The organism is Nonomuraea longicatena (assembly GCF_039525605.1).
GTDB classification, from domain to species: Bacteria; Actinomycetota; Actinomycetes; order Streptosporangiales; family Streptosporangiaceae; genus Nonomuraea; species Nonomuraea longicatena.
On the sequence record NZ_BAAAHQ010000009.1, the window covers coordinates 57,333 to 77,530 of the forward strand.

Genomic DNA, 20,198 nt, shown 5'->3' on the forward strand with positions numbered 1-20,198 from the left:
GATCTCACGGGATCAGTCAATAAATTCTGGTTGCTGGAGTAGCCTGAGGGCCTGTTGGGCTTTGTGGGGTTTCAGCGGGAGAAGGTAGGAGATGACCGATCAACCGTTCGCCGTACCTGGGATGAAGCCCTCCTCCGGAGTCTCCTTCCACCAGGGCAAGCTGGCCACCAACAGCGAGAGCCTCACCGGCGACTCCGAGAAGATCGGCAAGCTGAGCACCCGCACCGAAGGCATCAACGTGCCATGGCCGGGCTTCGGGGTGCTCGGGCACTCGGCCGACAGCGCCCACGACCAGGCGCGCGGGCAGGCCGGCAGTACGCTCAAGATCGCCTCCCAGGCCGTCGAGTCCTGGAAGGACGCGCTCACGATCGCCGACAAGAACTACACGGCGGCCGACGAGAAGAGCACACCGAAGCCGCCCGGCGGCCCCAAGATGCCCGGCGGTCTCGGCGGCGCGGGCGGCGGCATGGGCGGACTCGGCGGTGGCGGGCTGGGCGGCGCCCCCAAGATGCCCGGCGCCAGCATGCCGAAGGCGTCCGTGCCCGACCTGGGCAACCCCGGTGCGAACCTCCCGAAGTCCCCGGGGATCGACCCGAACGCCGTCAAACCCCCGAACCTGCCAGACCCCAAGGGAATCGACCCCAACGGCCTGAACCCCAACGGCCTGAACCCCAATGGCTTGAACCCCAACGGTCTCAACCCCGCTGGCCTCAATCCGAGCGGCGCCAACGCGGCACAGACGGGCCTGTCGGACCTGGAGAACAAGCTCAACCGCAGCGTCCCGAACCCGAACGCCACCGAGCTGGCCTCGTTCACGCCACCCCAGGTCACCCCGCAGTCGTTCACGCCGCCCTCGACGGGCATGCCCGACATCCCGGGCTCCGACGCAGGCCGGTCCACCGGGTACGGCCCGAGCGGCGCCGTCGGCACCGGCTCGCTGGCGGGCCCCGGCAGCGGCGGCGCCCCCGGCGCCCGAGGGCCCGCCGTGGCGGGCGGCCTGCCCATGGGCGGCGCGCCGATGATGCCGATGATGCCCATGGGTGGCGCGGGCCAGAACGACGAGCGCGAGCAAGCCGGGTCCGACGCGCTGCGCGCCGACGAGAGCGTCTGGGACGACGACGAGGACATCGCCCCGCCCGTCCTCGGGATGGAGGAGGGCTTCTGATGGAGCTGGACGCCGAAGCACGCAACCGTTTCATCAGCGCCGCCAGCGTCGCGTCCGTGGCGGCGGTCGCCATCATGCACCCGATCGCCTTCTCCATCGCCGCGATGCTGGGCCTGCTGGTCTCCGACCCTGACGGCATGCTCAAGGCCAAGGACGAGTGGAAGACCACTGCGGCGGGCGGCAAGACCGGCGAACTCGAAGAACTGCGCACCTCCATCAAAACGCTGATCGAGCGGCTGGAGAAGGACGCCAAGTGGGAGGGGCCGACCGCCGAGACCGCCAAGGGCGTGATGCAGCAGTTCCTCAAGGAGCTCGACAGCGCCGCCGAGCAGCGCAACGGCATCGGCGACGCGCTCGGCTCCGCCGCCAAGCTGTACAACGTGCTGTCCTACGTGGCGGTCGCCATCGCGGCCCTCATGACCGCCTACGCCGCCGCGCTGACCGCCTCGACCGCCTTCCCGCCGCTGCGGCTGGCCACCCAGGCCGCGGTGACCCCGGCACTCGTGTCGACGGGGATCACCGTCAAGGGGCTCGTGACCACGCTGACGCAGGTCGCGATCACCCTCGGCCTGCTGTACACGGGTGTGTCGCAGCTCACCTCGCAGCAGGCGACCAAGTTCATGGAGCTGAAGGCGATGCCCAACTTCGGCGGCACCGGCCTCGGCAACGACCCCTACAGCAAGGCGCCGATGGTGAAGCCGATCCTGGACCCGTCCCTGATGGGCAAGAACGGCATGCCCCCGGCCCCCGGAGCACCCGCGTAGACCATGGGCGGATTCGACATCCACTTCCAGGCGCTCAAGGACTGCGGCGCCGCCGCCTACCGCCTGGCCAAGGACTTCGAGCAGGCGTACGGCGAGCTGAAGCCCGCCAAGGGCACCGGCCTGTTCGGCTCCCTGGACGGCGCCTCGGCCCTCGACGCCCAGGTGGCCAAGGTCGAGGAAGACCTCGTCAAGAAGGAGTACGGCGCCGCCGCCGAACGGCTGCGCGCGGTCGAGAACGCGCTGGACCGGGTCGAGACCAACGTCCGCGCGGCCAACGCCGCGAGCGGGGGCTAGAGCTTGATCAACAGCGCTGAGGTGCGCAAGCTGCCGGGCGGCGAGGGACTGGCCGCGATCATGGACAAGGTGGCCGTCGAACCCGGCCCGGTCCGCGACCTCGCCAGACGCTGGCGCAACGCGGGCGACACCGCCCTGGACTACGCGGGCGGGGTCGGCAACGCGGTCGGCAAGGTGGACCGGGCCTGGCAGGGCACCGCCTCGGCGGAGTTCACGACGTACATGACCAACTTCCGCAAGGCGGGCGACGGGCTCGACTCCGTCCTTTCGACGTGCGCGGGCGCGCTGGACCGCGTCGCCGACGAACTGACCACCGCGCGGCGGGAGATCGACGGCATCGCCGGTCGCCTGCTCGACAACGCGGCCGCGTACTCCAAGCAGTACTTCCAGGACAACCCCGACGCCGCGAAGGGGGCGGACGAGGCCGGGGTCAAGCGGCTCGCCACCGCCGCGGCCAAGGACGCCGAGCCCAAGCTGACCCCGCTCAACGACGCCGTCACCGACGCGACGACGCTGCTCACCAACAAGCTCAAGGACTCGGGCGGCTTCACCTTCTCCGACTTCAAGTCGCCGACGCCCGAGCAGTTCGTCCCCGTGCCCGGGGAGAAGGGCTGGGTACGCACCCCGGGCTACCAGCCGGCCCCGGGCAGCGGCGGAACCGGCGGCGGGGCCGGTGACGGTGACGGTGGCGTCGGCGGTGGCGGTGGCGGGAGTCCCGGCTACGAGTACGGCGGGGTCTCCAACGGCGGCGGCGCCCCCGCGCCCAAGGCCGAGGTCGTCGAGTGGATCAAGAAGGCGCTGGAGGTCATCAAGTCGCCCGAGATGGCGGCCGTCCTGGCCGAGCGGGGACTCGACGTGGCCGACCTCGACCCGAACGACCCTCAGGACATCCAGCGCATCTGGACCATCATCCACCACGAGTCCGGCGGAAACCCGAGCGCTGTCAACAACTGGGACATCAACGCCAAGAACGGGGTGCCGTCGCAGGGGCTGATGCAGACGATCCCGCCCACGTTCAACGCCCACAGCCTGCCCGGGTACAAGGAGATCCTGAGCCCGGTGGACAACATCATCGCCGGGGTGCTGTACACGTACAGCCGATACGGCGACCTCGGCAACCATCCGGGGATCGAGTCCCTGGAGAGCGGCGGCGGCTACCGCCCGTACTAGCCGACGTGCCCGGCCCGGTCAGGTCGTCCGGCCTGACCGGGCCGGCGCGTCAGCCGCAGTTGCCCCACGGGACGCTGACCTTGCCCTCGGCCGACGTCCCCGAGTACCTCGCGCACTTGCCCTTGCCCTGCAGCTTCACCGGGCCCGCGTAGTACTCGAAGTCGCCCAGGTCGCTCAGGCCGCCGCCGTTCTGAATCTTCAGGGTGACGCCGACCGACGTCTTCTCGCCGACGCTGGCGGTCTTCATCGTGACCGCGCAGTTCATGCCGCTGCCCGCGTCGTACAGCAGGTACGTGGTGGCACCGGCGAACGCGCTCTGCGCCACAACCCGGAAGCCGGAGCCGCAGACCCCGGTGGGGGTGTGCGGGTTCTTCACCGGCTCCACGGGCTTGGAGGTGATGGGCTGCGGCCTGGGCGTGGGGGGCTTGGAGGTGCTCGGCTTGGCCGTCGGCGTAGCGGTCGGGCTGGGCGTCGGCGTGGGCGTGAGCGTGGGGGTCGGTGTCGGGGTGGGGGTCGGAGTGGGTGTGGGCGTCGGCGTGGGAGTGGGGGTCGGAGTCGGGGTGCGGGTTCCGCTGGGACGCGGGGACGGGGACTGCTGGGCGCGCCGCTCCGTCGGCCGTGCGGTGGGCTGGGCGGTCGGCTGAGTGGTCGGCTGGGCGGGCTGCTGGTACGGCGGCTGGGCGGGCTGCTGCGCCGGAGGCGTGACCGGCTGCGGCACCCGGGTGAGCACCGGCACCTCCGGCGTCGAGAGCGCGTCGGCGGACTGGTCGGAAGGCAGCTCGAACGGCATCACACCGGCGTCGTCCGGCGTCGGCTTCCGCGCCCACGGCACCGTCGACTCGGGCTGCGGCTCGTCCGGCTGCGGCGCGGCCTCCACGCCCTGTGCGGCGGCCTCGGTCCGTACGGTTCCCGGCGTACTCGTGCCCTCGGCGGCGGTGACCTGCAGCGGCTGCTCGCTCGCGTAGCGGGTGGCACCGTACAGGCCGAGGCCGGAGACGAGCATCACCGCCGCCAGCGCCGCGACCAGGCCGATCGGAAACGACTGGCGGGCGGGCTGCTCGGCGGGCCGCCCGCCGGACGGCTCACCGGCGACGGGTCCGCCCGGTTCCGGGGCGATCGGCGGCGGCCCCCAGTTCTGCTGCGGCGGGATCGCCACACCTTCCAGGGGTGTGTCCCCCCGACCCGCCGGCACGACCGCCCCCGGCATGACCGGCGACCCCCACGGCTGCCCCTGGTGGGGTACGGCACCAGGCCAGGGCGCCCCGGGCTGCTGCGGGACGGGGAGCCGCCCGTCCCCGGATCGCGGCCCCACGATCTGGTCCGGCCCCACGACGTGCTCCGGATACGGCTGCGCCCCCGGCGGCTGCGCGATACCGGAGCCCGGCCCGGCCGCGTCCCCCGCACCCTGCGGTGCGGGGGAAATCTGCCCCGGCGCGTCCCCTGCACCCTGCGGTGTGGGAGAAACCCGCCCCGGTATGCCCCCCTCACCATGCGGTGTGGGGGAAGCCTGCCCCGGCGCGTCCCCCGCGCCCGGCGGTGTGGCCGGGGGTGTGGAGTACATGGGCAGGGCCGTGGGTCCCGATGTGGTCGGGGACGGCGAAGCGGGCGCGTTGCCGGAAAGCCGCATCAGCGACGCGTACGTCGTCGGACGGGGCCCGACCTCCTTGGCCAGGCACTCCCCCACGACCGCGCGCAGCGGCTCGGGCAGCGCCGACAGGTCGGGGTGCCCGGTGAGCACGGCCTGGGTGTCGTGTCCGAACGGCGGCCGCCCCGTGGCGGCGAACACCGTGACGGCCGCCCACGAGAACAGGTCGGAGTACGCCCCGTGCGGCCGGTCCTCCAGTTGCTCGGGCGACCGGTAGCCGATCTCCCCGACGGGCTCGCCCACGGCGACGTCCGTCAGCCGCACCCCGGTGGCCGTGACGATCACGTTGGACGGCGTGAGCCCGTGGTGCGCCATCCCGGCCAGATGCACCGGCGTCAGCGCCTTGAGCATCCCTTCGGCGATCCGCGTCAGCGCCTCGCCGGTCAGCGGGCCGTCGGCCGCGACGATCTCGGCCAGGCTGCGGCCCTCCGCGTACTCGCGGATCACGTAGGCCCGGCCCTCGTGCCACCCGGCGGACATCACTGCGGCGACGTGCGGGCTGGACACCCGCTTGGCGGCCAGCAGCCGCGCGGGCCGCTCGGGGTCGCCGGGGCTCTCGTGCAGCAGCTTGACCGCGTGCTGCGGGCCGTCCTCGCGCTGCCGTCCGAGGTAGACGACGCCGCGCGGGCCTTCGCCCAGGCGGCCGAGGAGTGTGTAGTCACCCACCCGTTCCGGGTCACCGGGCAGCAAGGCGTCCATCACAACCCCTTCGGCACACGAAGCATGATTCGCCACATTGAACCAGATTTGTCACACCTAAAGCGGCCATTCTCCGACGCCGCACTAACACGAATTCATCACTAATCCGCATATGTCGGTAAATGTGGTCAGTCGCGGCCGGCCCGCCACGACCGGCGCCTGCCCATGGGCACGACCAGCCGGCCCACCACGACCCCCAGCGCCACCGCCAGCGCCCCGCCGCCCACGGCCAGCGAGATCGTGATCGCCTGCTCGTCCGGCGGCGTCACCTTCGTCACCACGCCCTCGGGCAGCGGTACGGCGGGCGGCTTGGCGACCACCACGTCGTTCTGCGGCAGCACCGCCGTGATCGCGTACAGCGGGTTGACCATGCCGTTGCCGCTGCCGTCGCCGATGCCGCCGTCCGCGGTGGCCTCGATGCGGCGCCGTACCTGATCCTGCGAGAGGTTCGGGAACCGCGAGCGGACCAGCGCCGCCACCCCCGCCGCGTACGGCGCCGCGAAGCTCGTCCCCGGCAGCTTGTGGTGCAGGGCGCGGCCCGGCCAGGTGCTGGTGAGGTCCTCGCCCGGCGCCACGACCGAGACCTTGGAACTGGTGTTGGAGAACGCGGAGATCCGGCCGCCCGGCGAGACGGAGCCGACCGACAGCACCCCCTCGTACGCCGCCGGGTAGGCGGGCTGCTGCGTGCCGTCCTCACCCTGGACGTTGCCCGCCGCCGCGACGACCACGACGTCCCTGGACAGCGCGTACTCGATCGCGGCCCGCAGATCGGGCTGGTCCCTGGCCTCGGCGGAGACGTTGATGACGTCCGCCTTGATCCGGGCGGCGTACCTGATGGCCTCCACCAGGTGGGCGAGGTCGCCCTTGTCGCCGTTGATGTGCTTGAGCGACAGCAGCCGCACGGCGGGGGCGACGCCGTGGAACGGGTTGCCCTTCAGGTACTGGGCGGCGATGATGCCCGCGACGGCGGTGCCGTGGCCGCTGCAGTCGCGGTCGTCCGTGCGGGAGAAGTCGGCCCGGCCCGCGACCCTGAGCTGGGGGTGGTTGAGCTCGACCCCGCTGTCGATGACGGCGACGGTGACGCCCTCACCCCTGGTGAGACGCCAGGCGCTCTTGATGTCGATGCGCTGCTGCGCCCAGGGCACCCCGCGGAAGGTCTGCGTGCCGCGCTCCGGGCTGCACTCCAGAGCCGTGGCCTGCGCCGGTCGCACGGGCGCGGCCACGACGAGCGCGGCCACGGCCAGCGCACCCGCCAGGACCCTTCGACCCACCATGACCGAACAGCCTATCCACCCACATTCCTCCCACAAACCCCATCCGGCGAACCCGCACGTCAGCCCCCCGACGGCACAAAAGAACGGCCCGGCGCGCAAGTGGCCGGACCGTTCGGCGGGACAAGGCGTCAGCGGGTGGCGGACTCGATGTTGCCCCGATAGGTGTTGATGACCCGGGCCGCCTCCTGAAGCTCCTCAGCCATCCGCTGGAAGGCCGCCCGGTGCGTCTGCCACGCCCCGTGGAAACGCTGGGCACCCGGACCGGTCCAGGCGGTGCCGATCTTGGCCGCCTCACCGTCGAGCGCGGCCACCGTCGCCCTGACGGTCTCCGACTGCTGGGTGAACTGGGCGGCCATCTGCTGCATCTCCGCAGGGTCACCACCGAGCAGGCTGTGGCTCATGCGTACCTCCAGGATCGACGAAGGGCCGACTTCACCGTAGGCCCGCAACCCGCCCGTCGCCCCGCGTTATGCCGAGCGGTTATGGTCGTCCAGAGGATCATTCCGATAACGAAGGAGACGCCGATGCGCGAGGTTGTGGTAACCGGCGGCGGCACCGGCATCGGCTACACGATCGCCGCCGGGTTCGTCGCGCTCGGCGACCGGGTCACCGTCACCGGCCGCCGTGCGAACGTCCTGGCGGAGGCGGCCGCGCGGCTCGGCGCGGCCCACGTCTCGTTCAACGCGGCCGACACCGTGCTCTTTCTGGCCTCCGAGGGTGCGAGGCACCTCACGGGGCAGGTGCTGCACGTCAACGGCGGCGCCTACCTGGGTCGTTGACTCCGTCGAAGCGCGACGAGGAAGGACAGACGTCGGTGCAGAAGGTTCTGATCGCCAACCGGGGCGAGATCGCCGTGCGGATCGCGCGGGCGTGCAGGGATGCCGGGATCGGCAGCGTGGCCGTCTATTCGGAGCAGGATCTCGACGCCCTCCACGTGAAGGTGGCCGACGAGGCGTACGCGCTGGGCGGGCAGTCCCCGGCCGAGACCTACCTCGACGCGGCGAAGCTGCTGCGCGCGGCCGAGCGCGCGGGGGCCGACGCGGTCCACCCGGGCTACGGCTTCCTCGCGGAGAACGCGGAGTTCGCGCAGGCGGTGATCGACGCCGGGCTGATCTGGATCGGTCCGCCGCCGGCCGCCATCGCGGCGCTGGGCGACAAGGTGCGGGCCAGGCACATCGCGGCCAAGGTGGGCGCCCCGCTGGTCGCGGGCACCCAGGACCCGGTCTCCGGTGTGGCGGAGGTGCTCGCGTTCGCGAAGGAGCACGGGCTGCCGATCGCGATCAAGGCCGCGTACGGCGGCGGCGGGCGCGGTATCAAGGTGGCGCGCACGCTCGCCGAGATCCCCGATCTGTACGAATCGGCGGTCCGTGAGGCGGTGGCCGCCTTCGGGCGCGGCGAGTGCTTCGTCGAGCGCTACCTCGACCGGCCGCGCCACGTCGAGACGCAGTGCCTGGCCGACGCCCACGGCAGCGTGGTCGTGGTCAGCACCCGCGACTGCTCGCTGCAGCGCCGCCACCAGAAGCTCGTGGAGGAGGCCCCGGCGCCGTTCCTGTCGCCGGAGCAGGTCGAGACCCTCTACTCCAGTTCGAAGGCGATCCTGCGCGAGGCCGGGTACGTCGGCGCCGGCACCTGCGAGTTCCTCGTCGGCCAGGACGGCACGGTCTCCTTCCTGGAGGTCAACACCCGCCTTCAGGTCGAGCATCCGGTGACGGAGGAGGTCGCGGGCATCGACCTGGTGCGCGAGATGTTCAGGATCGCCGACGGCGAACCGCTCGGGTTCGGCGACCCGGCGCTGCGCGGGCACTCGATCGAGTTCCGGATCAACGCAGAGGACCCCGGCCGCAACTTCCTGCCCGCGCCGGGCACGCTGACGGTGCTGCGCCCGCCGGCGGGGCCGGGGGTGCGGCTGGACTCCGGTTACGAGGCGGGGATGACCGTACCCCAGACGTTCGACTCGCTGGTGGCCAAGCTGATCGTGACCGGCCGCACCCGCGCGGAGGCGCTGGAGCGCTCCCGGCGCGCGCTCGCGGAGTTCGAGATCGGCGGCATGCCGACGGTGCTGCCGTTCCACCGGGCGATCGTGGACGACCCGGCCTTCACCTCCGAGCCGTTCGCCGTCCACACCCGGTGGATCGAGACGGAGTTCGCCAACCCGATCCCGCCGTACTCCGGCGAGGGCGAGGCGGACGAGCCCGCCCCGCGTGAGACGGTGACGGTCGAGGTCGGCGGCAAGCGCCTGGAGGTCACCCTCCCCTCGGGATTCGGTACGGTCTCCCCCCAGCCCGCCCCTGGCGCCAGGAGCCCGAAACGCGGCAGGTCCGGCAGCAGGAAACCGGCCGCCGGAGGCGACGCCCTCGTGAGTCCGATGCAGGGCACGATCGTCAAGGTCGTGGCCGCTGACGGCGACACGGTGGCCGAGGGCGACACGGTGGTGGTGCTGGAGGCCATGAAGATGGAGCAGCCGCTCGCCGCCCACAAGGCGGGGGTCGTCGCCGGTCTGTCGGCGAGCGTCGGCCAGACGGTGACGGCGGGCGCCACCCTGTGCGAGATCAAGGACGCCTGAGCGCGCCCATCGCAGTTCGGAGGGTACCGTGCGAGGTGAGGAACTTTTCCGTCCGCCCGTTCGTCCAGAAAGGGCGAAGGAGGCTTGCTGCCCATGACCCACTCGCTGCGCCGAGCGGGGGCCGCGACTGCGGCCCTCGTCGCCGGTCTGCTCGCTGTGCTCGCCATGTCTCCCGCGGCCTCGGCCGCCGCGGCTCCACCTGACGCCCAGAAGATCGTGTCCTATTGGAAGGACAACAAGGACCCGCTCTTCGTGGAGAACGGCGCCGCGCTGAGCTCCGGCGACCAGTCCGAGCTCCGGACCGCATTGAAGGACTCCAAGAGCGACATCTACGTCGCGGCCCTGCCCGACGGTGTCGTCACCGACGCTCCCGGCTACCTGACCACGCTCGGCAAGGCCGTCGTCGCCGCCAAGGGAGGTGCGGCCCGGGTGACCGTCGCCGTGCTCGACGGCAAGACGCTTTACGCCAGCTCCAACTTCGGCCGGGGCGCCACCGGCCAGATCGCGTCGCTGTCCACCCGCAACAACAGCGAACTCGTCCCCGGTATGGACGAGTTCATCGACCGTGTCAACCTGCTGGAGCAGGGCAAGACCAGAAGTGCGCTGTCGCAGGGCTCGCCCGGCGGTGGCGGCGGCACCGGCGTGCTCGTCGGTCTCGGCGTGATCGCCCTCGTGGGCGGCGGCGGCTACCTCCTCTACTCGCGCGGCCAGAAGAAGAAGCTCGCCGCACAGCAGGCCAAGGAGCTCGCGATGGTCAAGTCGACCGTCGACGAGGACGTCACCAAGTTCGGTGAGGAGATCACCGCGCTCGACACCGACGTCATGCTCTCCGGCGAGGGCGGCAGGCACATCGACGAGTGGCAGAACGCCATCGACTCCTACGAGAAGGCCAAGACGCAGCTCGCGACCGTCGAGCGCGCCGACCAGATCCGCGAGGTCACCCAGACCCTTGAGGACGGTCGCTACTCTCTGGCGGTCGTGAAGGCCAAGGTCGAGGACCAGCCGGTGCCCGAGCGCCGCGCGCCCTGTTTCTTCAACCCGCAGCACGGCCCGTCGGCACGTGACGTCCGCTGGGCGCCGCCCGGTGGCGCGGTGCGCGACGTGCCCGCCTGCACCCGCGACGCGGAGGCGGTCGAGCGCGGCTTCGACCCGCAGCTGCGCGAGGTCATGGTCGACGGCCAGCGCCGTCCTTACTACGACGCCGGCCCCGCCTACCAGCCGTACGCCTACGGCTACTACGGCGGTTTCGGCGATGTCATGACCGGTATGTTCATCGGCACCATGATGGGCAGCATGCTCGCCGGCGGCTGGGGCATGGGCGGCTACGGCGCCGGATACTCCGAAGGCGTCGCCGACGGCGGCGGCGGTGACGCCGGCGGCTGGGGCGACTTCGGCGGAGACTTCGGTGGCGGAGACTTCGGCGGAGGCGACTGGTAAACCCGGCCGGCAGGCTCTCGAACCAGAGGGCCTGCCGCAACGGCCCGCAAGCCACTCACGAAAGGCGTGTCCCCTCCGGGGCGCGCCTTTCGGCTGTCGGTGGCGGGGCTGAGACAGCGTGTGAGCGGCGGGAACGTGGGAGCCGCAGGAAGGGCGTCACGGGCGTCGTCGCGGCGGGAGGGCGCGCGGGGAGGGGCGCCGGGGAGGCCATGAGCCGCCGGCGGCGGGCGGCGGGAGCGGGGGCTTCGCCGTAATGGGGAGTGAATCTCGTTTAAAGACCGGTTTCGGGCTGCATGAGGCGGCGGGCGGCCTCGGTGATCGAGCCGGAGAGAGCCGGGTAGACGGCGAACGTGTGGGCCAGCTGGTCGACCGTCAGGCGCTGCTGGACCGCCAGCGACACCGCCAGGATCAGCTCGGACGCCCCCGGCGCCACGATCACGCCGCCGAGCACGATCCCCGTGTGCGGGCGGCAGAACACCTTGACGAACCCGTCGTTGAAGCCCTGCATCTTGGCCCGCGCGTTCGTGGCCAGCGGCAGTTTGACGACGTTCGCCTCGATCTCCCCCGCCTCGATCGCCCGCTGTGCCACGCCGACGGCCGCGATCTCCGGATCGGTGAAGATGTTGGAGGCCACCGTCGCCAGCCGCAGCGGCTGCACGGCCTCGCCGAGCGCGTGCCACACGGCGATGCGCCCCTGCATGGCCGCCACCGATGCCAGCATCAGCACTCCGGTGCAGTCGCCGGCGGCGTACACGCCCGGCGCGGAGGTGCGCGAGACCTTGTCCACCTTGACGAAGCCCGCGCGGTCGAGCTGCACCCCCGCCTCCGCCAGCCCGATGCCGGTGGTGTTGGGGACCATACCGACCGTCATGAGCGCGTGGGTGCCCTCGGCGACCCGCCCGTCCTCCAGCGTGACGAGCACGCCGTCGGCGGTGCGCTTGACGGAGGAGGCGCGCGAGCGGCCCATGACGTTCATGCCGCGCCGCCGGTAGACCTCTTCGAGCACTTCGGCGCCGTCGGCGTCCTCGTTGGGCATCATGCGGTCGCGGCTGGAGACCAGCGTGACCTCGGAGCCCAGCGAGCGGTAGGCGCCGGCGAACTCGGCCCCGGTGACGCCGGAGCCGACCACGATCAGGTGCTCGGGCAGCTCGGGCAGGTCGTACAACTGCCGCCAGGTGAGGATGCGCTCGCCGTCCGGCTCGGCGCCCGGCAGGATGCGCGGCGTGGCGCCGGTGGCGATGAGCACCACGTCGGCCCGGATCGTCCGGTCGCCGGCCTTGACGACCTGCGGGTCGACCAGCCGCCCGGTGGCCTTGACGATCTCGACGCCCTCGGCGGCGACCCGGGTCTCGATGTCGAGCGACTGGGCCTGCGCCAGCTCCTTGACCCGCTTGTTGACGAGCGGCAGGTCGACCTCGGCCGTGCCGATCTCGCCGTCGGGGCCGCCGTTGAAGCCGACGCCGAGCGAGGGCGCGTCGAGCAGCGCCTGCTTGCGCACGGAGGTCGCGATCAACGTCTTGGACGGCACGCAGTCGGTGAGGACGCACGCTCCGCCGGGCCCGTCCTGTTCGACCATGGTGACCTGCGCGCCGAGCTGGGCGGCCACCAGCGCCGCCTCGTAGCCACCTGGTCCGCCGCCGATGATCACGATCCTTGTCACGTGTCCCATTCTTCCGTATAGCCACAGCAGCAGACGAACGGGGTTGGGAACCGCGCGCTAGTCTTGCTTGCTGTGCCTGTCTACGCCGCATACGGCAGCAACTTGGATCCGGGACAGATGGCGCTCTGGGCCCCTCACTCGCCCGTCCGCGCGAGCGGGTGGCTGCAGGGCTGGCGCCTGACGTTCGGCGGTGACGACGCTCTGGCGACGATCGTCGAGGATCCCGACGACCAGGTCTTCGTCGTGCTCTACGACGTACCGGAGTTCGACGAGTCCTCGCTCGACCAGTGGGAGGGGGCCGCACGCGGCGTCTACCACAAGGTCAGGCTGCGGGTGCAGACCCTGGAGGGCGAGGTCGTCGCCTGGTTCTACGTGCTCGACGGCTACGAGGGCGGGCTGCCGCCGGCCCGCTATCTGGGCTTCCTGGCCGACGCGGCCGAGAAGGCGGGCGCCCCCGACGACTATGTGAAGGCGTTGCGAGGGCGCCCGTGCACGTCCAACTGATCAGCGCAGCGGCTGGTCCTTGGTCTCCTTGAGGGCGAAGACGTAGACGAAGGTCGAGATCAGCGCGAGCGCCGACATGTACCACGGGAACAGGTCCATGTTCCCGGCGTCCTTGAGCGCGGTGCCGATGAGCGGCGCCGTGCCACCGAAGATCGCGACGGTCAGCGAGTACGGGAATCCGGCGCCCGCCGCCCGCACCCGGGTGGGGAACAACTCGGAGTTCACCGCGGCCGAGATCGAGGTGAAGCAGCCGAGGAAGACCATGCCGACGAGCTGGATGACCAGCAGGCTGGCGAAGGTGTTGTTCAGCATGCCGAGCAGCGGCACCGGCAGGATCGTGAAGGCCACGCCGAAGGTGATCAGCATGGGGCGGCGGCCGACCCGGTCCGAGAGCATGCCGAGCAGCGGCTGCAGCACCATGAAGAACACCAGCGAGATGGTCCCGACGGTGAGCGCGTCGGCCTTGTCGAACTGCACGCTGAACTGCGCGTACGTCGGCAGGAACGTGGTCCAGGTGTAGTAGGCGACGGTCCCGGCCAGGGTGATGCCGACGATCAGGGCGGCCTTGGTCGGGTAGCGCACCAGGAACTCGAACATGCGCGGCCGTTCGGCCTTGCCCTCCCTGATCTCGGCCGCGACGGCGGAGGTCTCGTCGGCGCCCTTGCGGATCCACAGGCCGACGAGGCTGAGGACGGCGCCGACGACGAACGGGATGCGCCAGCCCCAGGAGTTCATGTCGGGTTCGAGCAGGATCACGGCCAGCAGCGCGGCCAGACCGGAGGCGAGGAGCTGGCCGAGGGTGGTGCTCACGTACTGGAAGCTGGAGTACAGGCCCCGGCGCCCGTGCGGGGCCGATTCGACCAGGAAGGTGGTCGCGGCGGCGAACTCGCCGCCGACGGACAGTCCCTGGATGAGCCGGGCGAGGACGAGGATGATCGGCGCGAGCACGCCCGCCGTCTCGTACGTGGGGGTCACCGCCAGCAGCAGCGAGCCCACTCCCATGAGGATGATGGTGAACGTCATCGCCGTCTTGCGGCCGAAGCGGTCGGCGAAGGCGCCGACGAGGAGCCCGCCGAGCGGCCGCATGAAGAAGCCGACGGCGAAGACCGCGAAGGCGTTCAGCACCGGCAGGAGCGGGTTGTCCGTCTTCGGGAAGATCTGCGCCGCGAAGTAGACGGTGAGAAAGCTATAGGCGTACCAGTCGTACCATTCGACCGTGTTACCGATGCTGGCCGCCATGAGCTGGCGAACCCTGCTGCGGGGGATGCCGAGCGGCGACTCAGCGACGTTGGTTGCCACTGGGGCTCCTTTGCTTCACGTGCGGTGGTGCCCTACTGTGCAAGTCCTGGACTGAAATAGTCAAACATCCGGCAATAAGTTTACGAACCCGACATGAAAGCGGTTCTGTGTGGACGTTCTCGACCGGCGACTGATCGCGGCCCTTCAGGTCAGCCCCCGCGCCGCGTGGGGTGAGATCGCCAGGGTCGTCGGCGAGCACGAGCGGACCGTCGCGCGCAGGCTGCAACGGGTGCTGAACGAGGGCCTGGTCCGTGTCACCGCCATCTACGACGACCTGCGTACCGGCCACGGCCGCCCGGTGCACCTGCACGTACAGGTCCAGCCGGGCGCCTCCGCCCAGGTCGCCCACGCGCTGAGCGAACGCCAGGACACCCGGTCGGTGTACGGACTGACCGGCGAGGCCGACATCGGCTGCGAGCTGGTCGCCCCCACCAGGGAGCGGCTGCACGAGATCGTCTCCGCCCAGATCACCGAGATCGACGGGGTGCTCCAGACCAGGACCCAGGTCGTCCTGCACACCTTCACCACGGTCGCCGACTGGCATGCCCCCTTCCTGACCGCCGAGGAGGTCGCCGAGCTGCGCCAGAGCCCGCCCGGTGGGCTGCCGCATCCCGACGAGGAGGGCCTGTCGCCGCTGGAGCAGGAGATCGCCGAGTTGCTCACCCTGGACGGCCGCATCGCCTTCACCGCCATCGCCGACAAACTCGACATCTCCGTCCCCACAGCGCGCAGGCGGGTGGCCTCCCTCCTCGAACGGCGGCTCATCCTGCCGCGCGCCGAGGTCGAACCCGCCCTGCTCGGGCTGGAGGTGGAGGCCCAGATCTGGCTGCGGGTGCGCCCCCACGGGCTCGACCCGGTCGGCCAGGCGATGGCCGCGCATCCCAACGTCCGCTACTGTGCCGCCACGTCCGGCACCCACTCGGTCATCGTCCAGGTGGTCGCGGCCCACGAGGCCGACCTTTACCGTTTCATCACCCACGTCGTCGGCTCCCTCGACGAGGTCACCGACGTCAACGTCACGCTCATCACCCGGGCCCACAAGCGCGGCCACCTGCGCAAGTCCGGCTTGCTCACCCTGGAGAGGACACCATGACCAGCGTCGCCGAGAACGAAGTCGCCGATCTGTGCGTCGAGCTGATCCGCGCCGACAGCAGCAACTACGGCGACGGCAGCGGGCCGGGTGAGCGGGCGGCGGCCGAGGTCGTCATGGCCAGGCTCGACGAGGTCGGCATCGAGCACACCTACATCGAGAGCGAGCCCGGCCGGGGCAACGTGATCACCCGGGTCGAGGGCAGCGACCCCACCCTGCCCGCCCTGCTGGTCCACGGCCACCTGGACGTCGTGCCCGCCAACGCCGCCGACTGGTCGGTGGACCCGTTCGGCGGGGAGATCCGCGACGGCTACATCTGGGGCCGGGGCGCCGTGGACATGAAGGACATGGACGCGATGATGCTGGCCGTCCTGCGGCAGCTCAAGAGCGAGGGCCGCAAGCCGCGCCGCGACCTGGTCTTCGCCTGGGTGGCCGACGAGGAGGCGGGCGGCGTCTACGGCGCCAAGTACCTCACCGCCAACCACCCCGAGCTGTTCGAGGGCGTCACCGAGTCGATCAGCGAGGTCGGCGGCTACTCGCTGGAGGTCGATCCCTCCCTGCGGCTCTACCTGATCGAGACGGCCCAGAAGGGCCTGGCGTGGATGAAGCTCGTCGCCGACGGCACGGCCGGGCACGGCTCGATGCTCAACTCCGACAACGCGGTCACCGAGATCGCCAAGGCCGTGGCCCGCATCGGCGACCACTCCTGGCCGATCACGCTCACCCCGACGGTGCGGACCTTCCTCACCGAGGTCGCCGACGCCTTCGGCATCCCGTTCGACCCCGAGGACCCCTCGAACGTGCTCGACCGGATCGGGCCGCTGGTCCGCTTCGTCGGCGCGACCCTCAGCCACACCACCAACCCCACGCAGCTCGGCGCCGGGTACAAGTCCAACGTCATCCCCGGCCAGGCCACGGCGGTCATCGACGGGCGCTTCCTGCCCGGCCACGAGGAGGACTTCTTCAAGACCCTCGACGCGCTGCTCGGCGAGAAGGTGCGACGCGAGTTCGTGCACCACGACATCGCGCTGGAGACCACCTTCGACGGCGCGCTCGTCGAGTCGATGATCGCGGCGCTGAAGGCGGAGGACCCGGCCGCGCGGGCGGTGCCGTACTGCATGTCGGGCGGGACCGACAACAAGACCTTCTTCGCCGACCTCGGCGTGCGCGGCTTCGGCTTCGTGCCGTTGCGACTGCCGAAGGAGCTGGACTTCGCGTCGATGTTCCACGGTGTGGACGAGCGGGTGCCGGTCGAGGCACTGCAGTTCGGTGTGAGGGTGCTCGACAGGCTCCTCCTAGACTACTGAGGTGAGCAAAGACGCCTACTCCCTGGCCAAGGACGCCGCCGCCGCGCTGAAGGGCGCGGCGGGCGTCGACACCTTCGACGTCGCCCTCGTCATGGGCTCCGGCTGGGTGCCCGCGGCCGACGCGCTCGGCGAGAGCCTCGCCGAGGTGCCCTTCACGGACCTGCCGGGCTTCGCCCCGCCCTCGGTGGCCGGGCACGGCGGCAAGATCCGCGTGGTGCGCACGGCGGCGGGCCGCAACGCGCTGGTCCTGCTGGGCCGTACGCATCTGTATGAGGGGCGGCCGGTCGAGCAGGTCGTCCACGGCGTCCGCACGGTCGCGGCGGCCGGGGTGCGCACGATCGTGCTCACCAACGCGGCGGGCGGGCTGCGCCCGGAGACGCAGAACGTCGGCGAGCCGGTGCTGATCAGCGACCACCTCAACCTGACCGGCGCCAACCCGCTGACCGGCACCACCTTCCTCGACCTCACCGAGGTCTACAGCAAGCGGCTGCGGGCGCTGGTGCGCGAGATCGACCCGTCGCTGGCCGAGGGCGTCTACGTCGCCTTCAGGGGCCCGACCTACGAGACCCCGGCCGAGATCCGCATGCTGCGCACGCTCGGCGGCGACCTGATCGGCATGTCCACCGTGCTGGAGGCCATCGCCGCCCGCGAGGCCGGGCTGGAGGTGCTCGGCATCTCGCTGGTCACCAACCCGGGCGCGGGCCTGGTCGGCGAGCCCCTCAACCACGAGGAGGTCCTGGAGGTCGGCAGGTCCACCGCGGCGCGCATGGGCGTGCTGCTGGGCAAGGCGGTCGACCGGCTGTGACGGACCTGCTCAAGCGGGCCCGCGAGTGGCTGGCGCAGGACCCGGACCCCGACACCCGGGCCGAGCTGTCCGACCTCGTCGAGCGCGCCGACCCGGCGGAACTGTCCGCCCGGTTCGGCGCCAAACTCGAGTTCGGTACGGCCGGGCTGCGCGGCGAACTCGGCGCCGGCCCCAACCGGATGAACCGCGTCACCGTGATGCGCACCGCCGCCGGCCTGGCCCGCGTGCTGGGCCCCGGCAAGCACGTGGTCATCGGCTACGACGCCCGATACAAGTCCGACCGCTTCGCCCGCGACACGGCCGCGGTGCTGACCGGCGCGGGCCTGCACGCCTCCTTGCTGCCGCAGGCGCTGCCGACGCCGGTGCTCGCCTTCGCGGTGCGCGCCCTCGGCGCCGACGCCGGGGTCATGGTGACCGCCAGCCACAACCCGCCCAGGGACAACGGCTACAAGGTCTACTGGGGGGACGGCTCGCAGATCGTGCCGCCGGTCGACGCGGAGATCTCGGCCGCGATCGACGCCGTCGGCCGGGTCGACGAACTCCCCCTCGACGCGCCGGGCACCCTCACCGAACTGGGTGAGGAGATCATCGACGACTACCTCGACGCGATCACAGCGCTCCCGCTCGGCACTGCCCGCGAGCTCAGCGTCGCCTACACGCCGCTGCACGGCGTCGGATCCGGCACACTGACCGGCGCCTTCCTCGCGGCGGGCTTCGAGAGCCCGCGAGCGGTCGAGGAGCAGCGCAACCCCGACCCGGCGTTCCCGACCGTGGCCTTCCCCAACCCGGAGGAACCCGGCGCGATGGACCTGATCTTCGCGCTGGCCCGCGCATCCGAGGCCGACCTGGTGATCGCCAACGACCCCGACGCCGACCGGTGCGCGGTGGGCGTGCCGATGGGCGGCGGCCAGTGGCGGATGCTGACCGGCGACGAGGTCGGCGCGCTGCTCGGCGAGTACGTCATCGGGCAGACGAGCGGCGACCGCATGGTGGCGACCACGATCGTCTCCTCCACACTGCTCGGCAAGATCGCCGCCGCGCACGGCGTCAGGTACGGCGAAACCCTCACCGGCTTCAAATGGATCATGCGGGCCGGGCCCGGCCTGGTCTTCGGCTACGAGGAGGCGCTCGGCTACAGCGTGGGCGGCGCCTCGCTGCCGGTCCACGACAAGGACGGCATCGGGGCGGCGCTGGCGGTGGCCGCGCTCGCCGCCGGCGCCAAGGCCGACGGCCGTAGCCTGCTCGACCTGCTCGACGACCAGGCCAGGACGTACGGCCTGCACGCCACCTCGCAGTTGTCGGTCCGCGTCGAGGACCTGGCGCTGATCGCCGGCGCGATGGCGCGGCTGCGCGCCGAGCCGGTCGCCGAACTCGGCGGCCGGGCCGTCGAGCGGGCCGACGACCTGGCCGAGGGCGTGGGCGGGCTGCCGCCGACCGACGGCCTGCGCTACCTGCTGGCCGGCGGCGCCCGCGTGGTGATCCGTCCATCGGGCACCGAGCCGAAGCTCAAGTGCTACCTGGAGGTGGTGGTCCCGGTGACCGGCGAGGTCGCCGAGGCCAGGCAGCGCGCCTCCGCCGAGCTCGCCGAGCTGACCGAGGCGCTGCGGGTCACGCTGGGTCTCTGAGCCGGAACTGCAGTTCGACCTCCCACTTGGTCATGTCGGGCTGCTCCTCCGGGTCGGTCTTGTAGATCTCCAGCCTGCTCCCCCAGTGCTCGCCGTCGGCCGCCTGCCGGAGATCGAAGTCGAGGCCGGGCGTGGCCTGGAGCGCCTCGATGGCGGCGAAGAGCCGGTCCGGGTGTCCGACGTGGGTCTCGCTGGCGTAGCGGCCGGCGGGCAGGGTGGCGGCGAAGATCTCGCCTTCGCCCGCCACCGGCTCGGCGACCGGCCAGCCCACCTCGACGTCGACGTTCCCGTCCGAGCCCAGGTGGTGGAAGCGGAAGAACGGCGCACCGGCGGGGACGCCGCCGCGCTCGGTCAGCCAGGCGAGCACCTCCGGCAGCCGGTCGGCGATCTGGGCGAAGGCGTCCATGGTGACGGTTCTGCGGGCGCCGACGTAGTGGCGCTCCGGGAATTCGATGATGTCCATGCCCTTAGGTACGACCGGGGCCGGCCAAACTCATCGGTAGTCCGAAAAGCGGGAAGAGCAGCGGGTCGAGGAAGACGGTCTCCTCCCTGATCCGGCCGTCCGCCGCCGCCATGACCGTGATCGCGAACGCCTCGCCGTTCCGGTACTGGGCGAGGGCGGGCAGGCCGTTGGCCGAGGTCTTGACCAGGCGGGAGCCCGCGCACGGGTTGCCGGAGGCGGTCAGCACCCGCGAGATGTCGGCGCGGCCGCGCAGCCACCAGCCGAACGGCGGCATGGAAGTCGTCGCGTCCTCGTGCAGCAGCGCGACCAGCGTCTCGACGTCGAAGCTCTCGAACGCCGCGATGTACCTGTCCAGCAGGTCCTCGTCCACGGCCTGGCGCGGCCCCGGCGTGGCGGGCAGCGCGGCTCTGGCCCGCTGGAGGGTGCTGTTGGCG

General features: G+C 71.5%; 19 protein-coding genes. 12 read left to right on the forward strand and 7 right to left on the reverse strand.

The window, feature by feature from the left end:
* Positions 1 to 91 precede the first annotated feature (91 nt).
* The 4 genes from ABD120_RS11295 to ABD120_RS11310 are packed head-to-tail and all read left to right on the forward strand — an operon-like array spanning position 92 to position 3,393.
* Complete coding sequence (locus tag ABD120_RS11295) at positions 92 to 1,165, forward strand: hypothetical protein (protein ID WP_343949734.1); 1,074 nt, start codon at positions 92 to 94, stop codon at positions 1,163 to 1,165.
* The gene (locus ABD120_RS11300) at positions 1,165 to 1,929 is read left to right on the forward strand and encodes a WXG100 family type VII secretion target (protein ID WP_343949735.1); all 765 of its coding nucleotides are present in this window, start codon (positions 1,165 to 1,167) and stop codon (positions 1,927 to 1,929) included. The genes ABD120_RS11295 and ABD120_RS11300 overlap by 1 nt, the downstream gene beginning before the upstream one ends.
* A 3-nt stretch (positions 1,930 to 1,932) precedes the next feature.
* The gene (locus ABD120_RS11305; protein WP_343949736.1) at positions 1,933 to 2,223 is read left to right on the forward strand and encodes a hypothetical protein; all 291 of its coding nucleotides are present in this window, start codon (positions 1,933 to 1,935) and stop codon (positions 2,221 to 2,223) included.
* A 3-nt stretch (positions 2,224 to 2,226) separates the two neighbouring features.
* On the forward strand, positions 2,227 to 3,393 hold the full coding sequence (locus ABD120_RS11310; RefSeq protein ID WP_343949737.1) for a transglycosylase SLT domain-containing protein: 1,167 nt from the start codon (positions 2,227 to 2,229) through the stop codon (positions 3,391 to 3,393).
* A 49-nt stretch (positions 3,394 to 3,442) separates the two neighbouring features.
* Here ABD120_RS11310 and ABD120_RS11315 read toward each other — a convergent pair whose 3' ends face one another.
* The 3 genes from ABD120_RS11315 to ABD120_RS11325 all read right to left on the reverse strand — a co-directional run bounded on the left by ABD120_RS11315 (position 3,443) and on the right by ABD120_RS11325 (position 7,412).
* On the reverse strand, positions 3,443 to 5,737 hold the full coding sequence (locus ABD120_RS11315; protein WP_343949738.1) for a protein kinase domain-containing protein: 2,295 nt from the start codon (positions 5,735 to 5,737) through the stop codon (positions 3,443 to 3,445).
* Positions 5,738 to 5,865: 128 nt separating this feature from the next.
* On the reverse strand, positions 5,866 to 7,011 hold the full coding sequence (mycP, locus tag ABD120_RS11320) for a type VII secretion-associated serine protease mycosin (RefSeq protein WP_343949739.1): 1,146 nt from the start codon (positions 7,009 to 7,011) through the stop codon (positions 5,866 to 5,868).
* 128 nt (positions 7,012 to 7,139) lie between these two features.
* Complete coding sequence (locus tag ABD120_RS11325; protein ID WP_343949740.1) at positions 7,140 to 7,412, reverse strand: WXG100 family type VII secretion target; 273 nt, start codon at positions 7,410 to 7,412, stop codon at positions 7,140 to 7,142.
* A gap of 123 nt (positions 7,413 to 7,535) precedes the next feature.
* Between ABD120_RS11325 and ABD120_RS11330 the strand changes: the two genes are divergently transcribed.
* The 3 genes from ABD120_RS11330 to ABD120_RS11340 all read left to right on the forward strand — a co-directional run bounded on the left by ABD120_RS11330 (position 7,536) and on the right by ABD120_RS11340 (position 11,011).
* Entirely contained in the window at positions 7,536 to 7,790 is a 255-nt protein-coding gene (locus ABD120_RS11330) for an SDR family NAD(P)-dependent oxidoreductase (RefSeq protein ID WP_343949741.1), read from the forward strand.
* A gap of 35 nt (positions 7,791 to 7,825) precedes the next feature.
* Positions 7,826 to 9,574 carry an acetyl/propionyl/methylcrotonyl-CoA carboxylase subunit alpha gene (locus tag ABD120_RS11335; protein ID WP_343949742.1) on the forward strand — a complete coding sequence of 583 codons (1,749 nt, stop codon included), beginning with the start codon at positions 7,826 to 7,828 and terminating at the stop codon, positions 9,572 to 9,574.
* 93 nt (positions 9,575 to 9,667) lie between these two features.
* On the forward strand, positions 9,668 to 11,011 hold the full coding sequence (locus ABD120_RS11340; RefSeq protein ID WP_343949743.1) for a hypothetical protein: 1,344 nt from the start codon (positions 9,668 to 9,670) through the stop codon (positions 11,009 to 11,011).
* A 271-nt stretch (positions 11,012 to 11,282) separates the two neighbouring features.
* Here the strand turns inward: ABD120_RS11340 and ABD120_RS11345 are convergent, their stop codons facing one another.
* Positions 11,283 to 12,671: an NAD(P)H-quinone dehydrogenase gene (locus ABD120_RS11345; RefSeq protein WP_343949745.1), complete on the reverse strand. Its 1,389-nt coding sequence runs from the start codon at positions 12,669 to 12,671 to the stop codon at positions 11,283 to 11,285.
* A gap of 72 nt (positions 12,672 to 12,743) precedes the next feature.
* Here ABD120_RS11345 and ABD120_RS11350 point away from each other — a divergent pair, with 72 nt between their 5' ends.
* On the forward strand, positions 12,744 to 13,175 hold the full coding sequence (locus ABD120_RS11350; RefSeq protein ID WP_343949746.1) for a gamma-glutamylcyclotransferase family protein: 432 nt from the start codon (positions 12,744 to 12,746) through the stop codon (positions 13,173 to 13,175).
* Here the strand turns inward: ABD120_RS11350 and ABD120_RS11355 are convergent, their stop codons facing one another.
* Positions 13,176 to 14,474 (reverse strand): MFS transporter, encoded by a 1,299-nt coding sequence (locus tag ABD120_RS11355; RefSeq protein ID WP_343949747.1) that lies wholly within the window; start codon positions 14,472 to 14,474, stop codon positions 13,176 to 13,178.
* A 109-nt stretch (positions 14,475 to 14,583) separates the two neighbouring features.
* Between ABD120_RS11355 and ABD120_RS11360 the strand changes: the two genes are divergently transcribed.
* Genes ABD120_RS11360 through ABD120_RS11375 form a run of 4 tightly spaced genes read left to right on the forward strand, consistent with a single transcriptional unit; the run spans position 14,584 to position 19,301 of the window.
* Positions 14,584 to 15,567, forward strand: a complete 984-nt coding sequence (locus tag ABD120_RS11360) for an Lrp/AsnC family transcriptional regulator (RefSeq protein WP_343949748.1) — start codon at positions 14,584 to 14,586, stop codon at positions 15,565 to 15,567.
* Positions 15,564 to 16,871 carry a M20/M25/M40 family metallo-hydrolase gene (locus ABD120_RS11365; RefSeq protein ID WP_343949749.1) on the forward strand — a complete coding sequence of 436 codons (1,308 nt, stop codon included), beginning with the start codon at positions 15,564 to 15,566 and terminating at the stop codon, positions 16,869 to 16,871. The genes ABD120_RS11360 and ABD120_RS11365 overlap by 4 nt, the downstream gene beginning before the upstream one ends.
* Before the next feature lies 1 nt (position 16,872).
* Positions 16,873 to 17,676 carry a purine-nucleoside phosphorylase gene (locus ABD120_RS11370; protein WP_343949750.1) on the forward strand — a complete coding sequence of 268 codons (804 nt, stop codon included), beginning with the start codon at positions 16,873 to 16,875 and terminating at the stop codon, positions 17,674 to 17,676.
* The gene (locus ABD120_RS11375; RefSeq protein WP_343949751.1) at positions 17,673 to 19,301 is read left to right on the forward strand and encodes a phospho-sugar mutase; all 1,629 of its coding nucleotides are present in this window, start codon (positions 17,673 to 17,675) and stop codon (positions 19,299 to 19,301) included. Before ABD120_RS11370 ends, ABD120_RS11375 begins: the two co-directional genes overlap by 4 nt.
* Here ABD120_RS11375 and ABD120_RS11380 read toward each other — a convergent pair.
* Both ABD120_RS11380 and ABD120_RS11385 read right to left on the reverse strand, forming a co-directional pair.
* Complete coding sequence (locus tag ABD120_RS11380) at positions 19,285 to 19,764, reverse strand: GyrI-like domain-containing protein (protein ID WP_343949752.1); 480 nt, start codon at positions 19,762 to 19,764, stop codon at positions 19,285 to 19,287. The genes ABD120_RS11375 and ABD120_RS11380 overlap by 17 nt on opposite strands.
* A gap of 4 nt (positions 19,765 to 19,768) precedes the next feature.
* Positions 19,769 to 20,198: nuclear transport factor 2 family protein (locus ABD120_RS11385; RefSeq protein ID WP_343949753.1), on the reverse strand; the 430-nt coding region annotated here is incomplete at its 5' end.

What these genes read in the sequence shown, in the direction of transcription:
- ABD120_RS11295 (WP_343949734.1), top strand. Translation starts at nt 92, where the DNA reads ATGACCGATCAACCGTTCGCCGTACCTGGGATGAAGCCCTCCTCCGGA.
- ABD120_RS11365 (WP_343949749.1), top strand. Translation starts at nt 15,564, where the DNA reads ATGACCAGCGTCGCCGAGAACGAAGTCGCCGATCTGTGCGTCGAGCTG.
- ABD120_RS11300 (WP_343949735.1), top strand. Translation starts at nt 1,165, where the DNA reads ATGGAGCTGGACGCCGAAGCACGCAACCGTTTCATCAGCGCCGCCAGC.
- mycP (WP_343949739.1), bottom strand. Translation starts at nt 7,011, where the DNA reads ATGGTGGGTCGAAGGGTCCTGGCGGGTGCGCTGGCCGTGGCCGCGCTC.
- ABD120_RS11305 (WP_343949736.1), top strand. Translation starts at nt 1,933, where the DNA reads ATGGGCGGATTCGACATCCACTTCCAGGCGCTCAAGGACTGCGGCGCC.
- ABD120_RS11340 (WP_343949743.1), top strand. Translation starts at nt 9,668, where the DNA reads ATGACCCACTCGCTGCGCCGAGCGGGGGCCGCGACTGCGGCCCTCGTC.
- ABD120_RS11380 (WP_343949752.1), bottom strand. Translation starts at nt 19,764, where the DNA reads ATGGACATCATCGAATTCCCGGAGCGCCACTACGTCGGCGCCCGCAGA.
- ABD120_RS11315 (WP_343949738.1), bottom strand. Translation starts at nt 5,737, where the DNA reads ATGGACGCCTTGCTGCCCGGTGACCCGGAACGGGTGGGTGACTACACA.
- ABD120_RS11325 (WP_343949740.1), bottom strand. Translation starts at nt 7,412, where the DNA reads ATGAGCCACAGCCTGCTCGGTGGTGACCCTGCGGAGATGCAGCAGATG.
- ABD120_RS11330 (WP_343949741.1), top strand. Translation starts at nt 7,536, where the DNA reads ATGCGCGAGGTTGTGGTAACCGGCGGCGGCACCGGCATCGGCTACACG.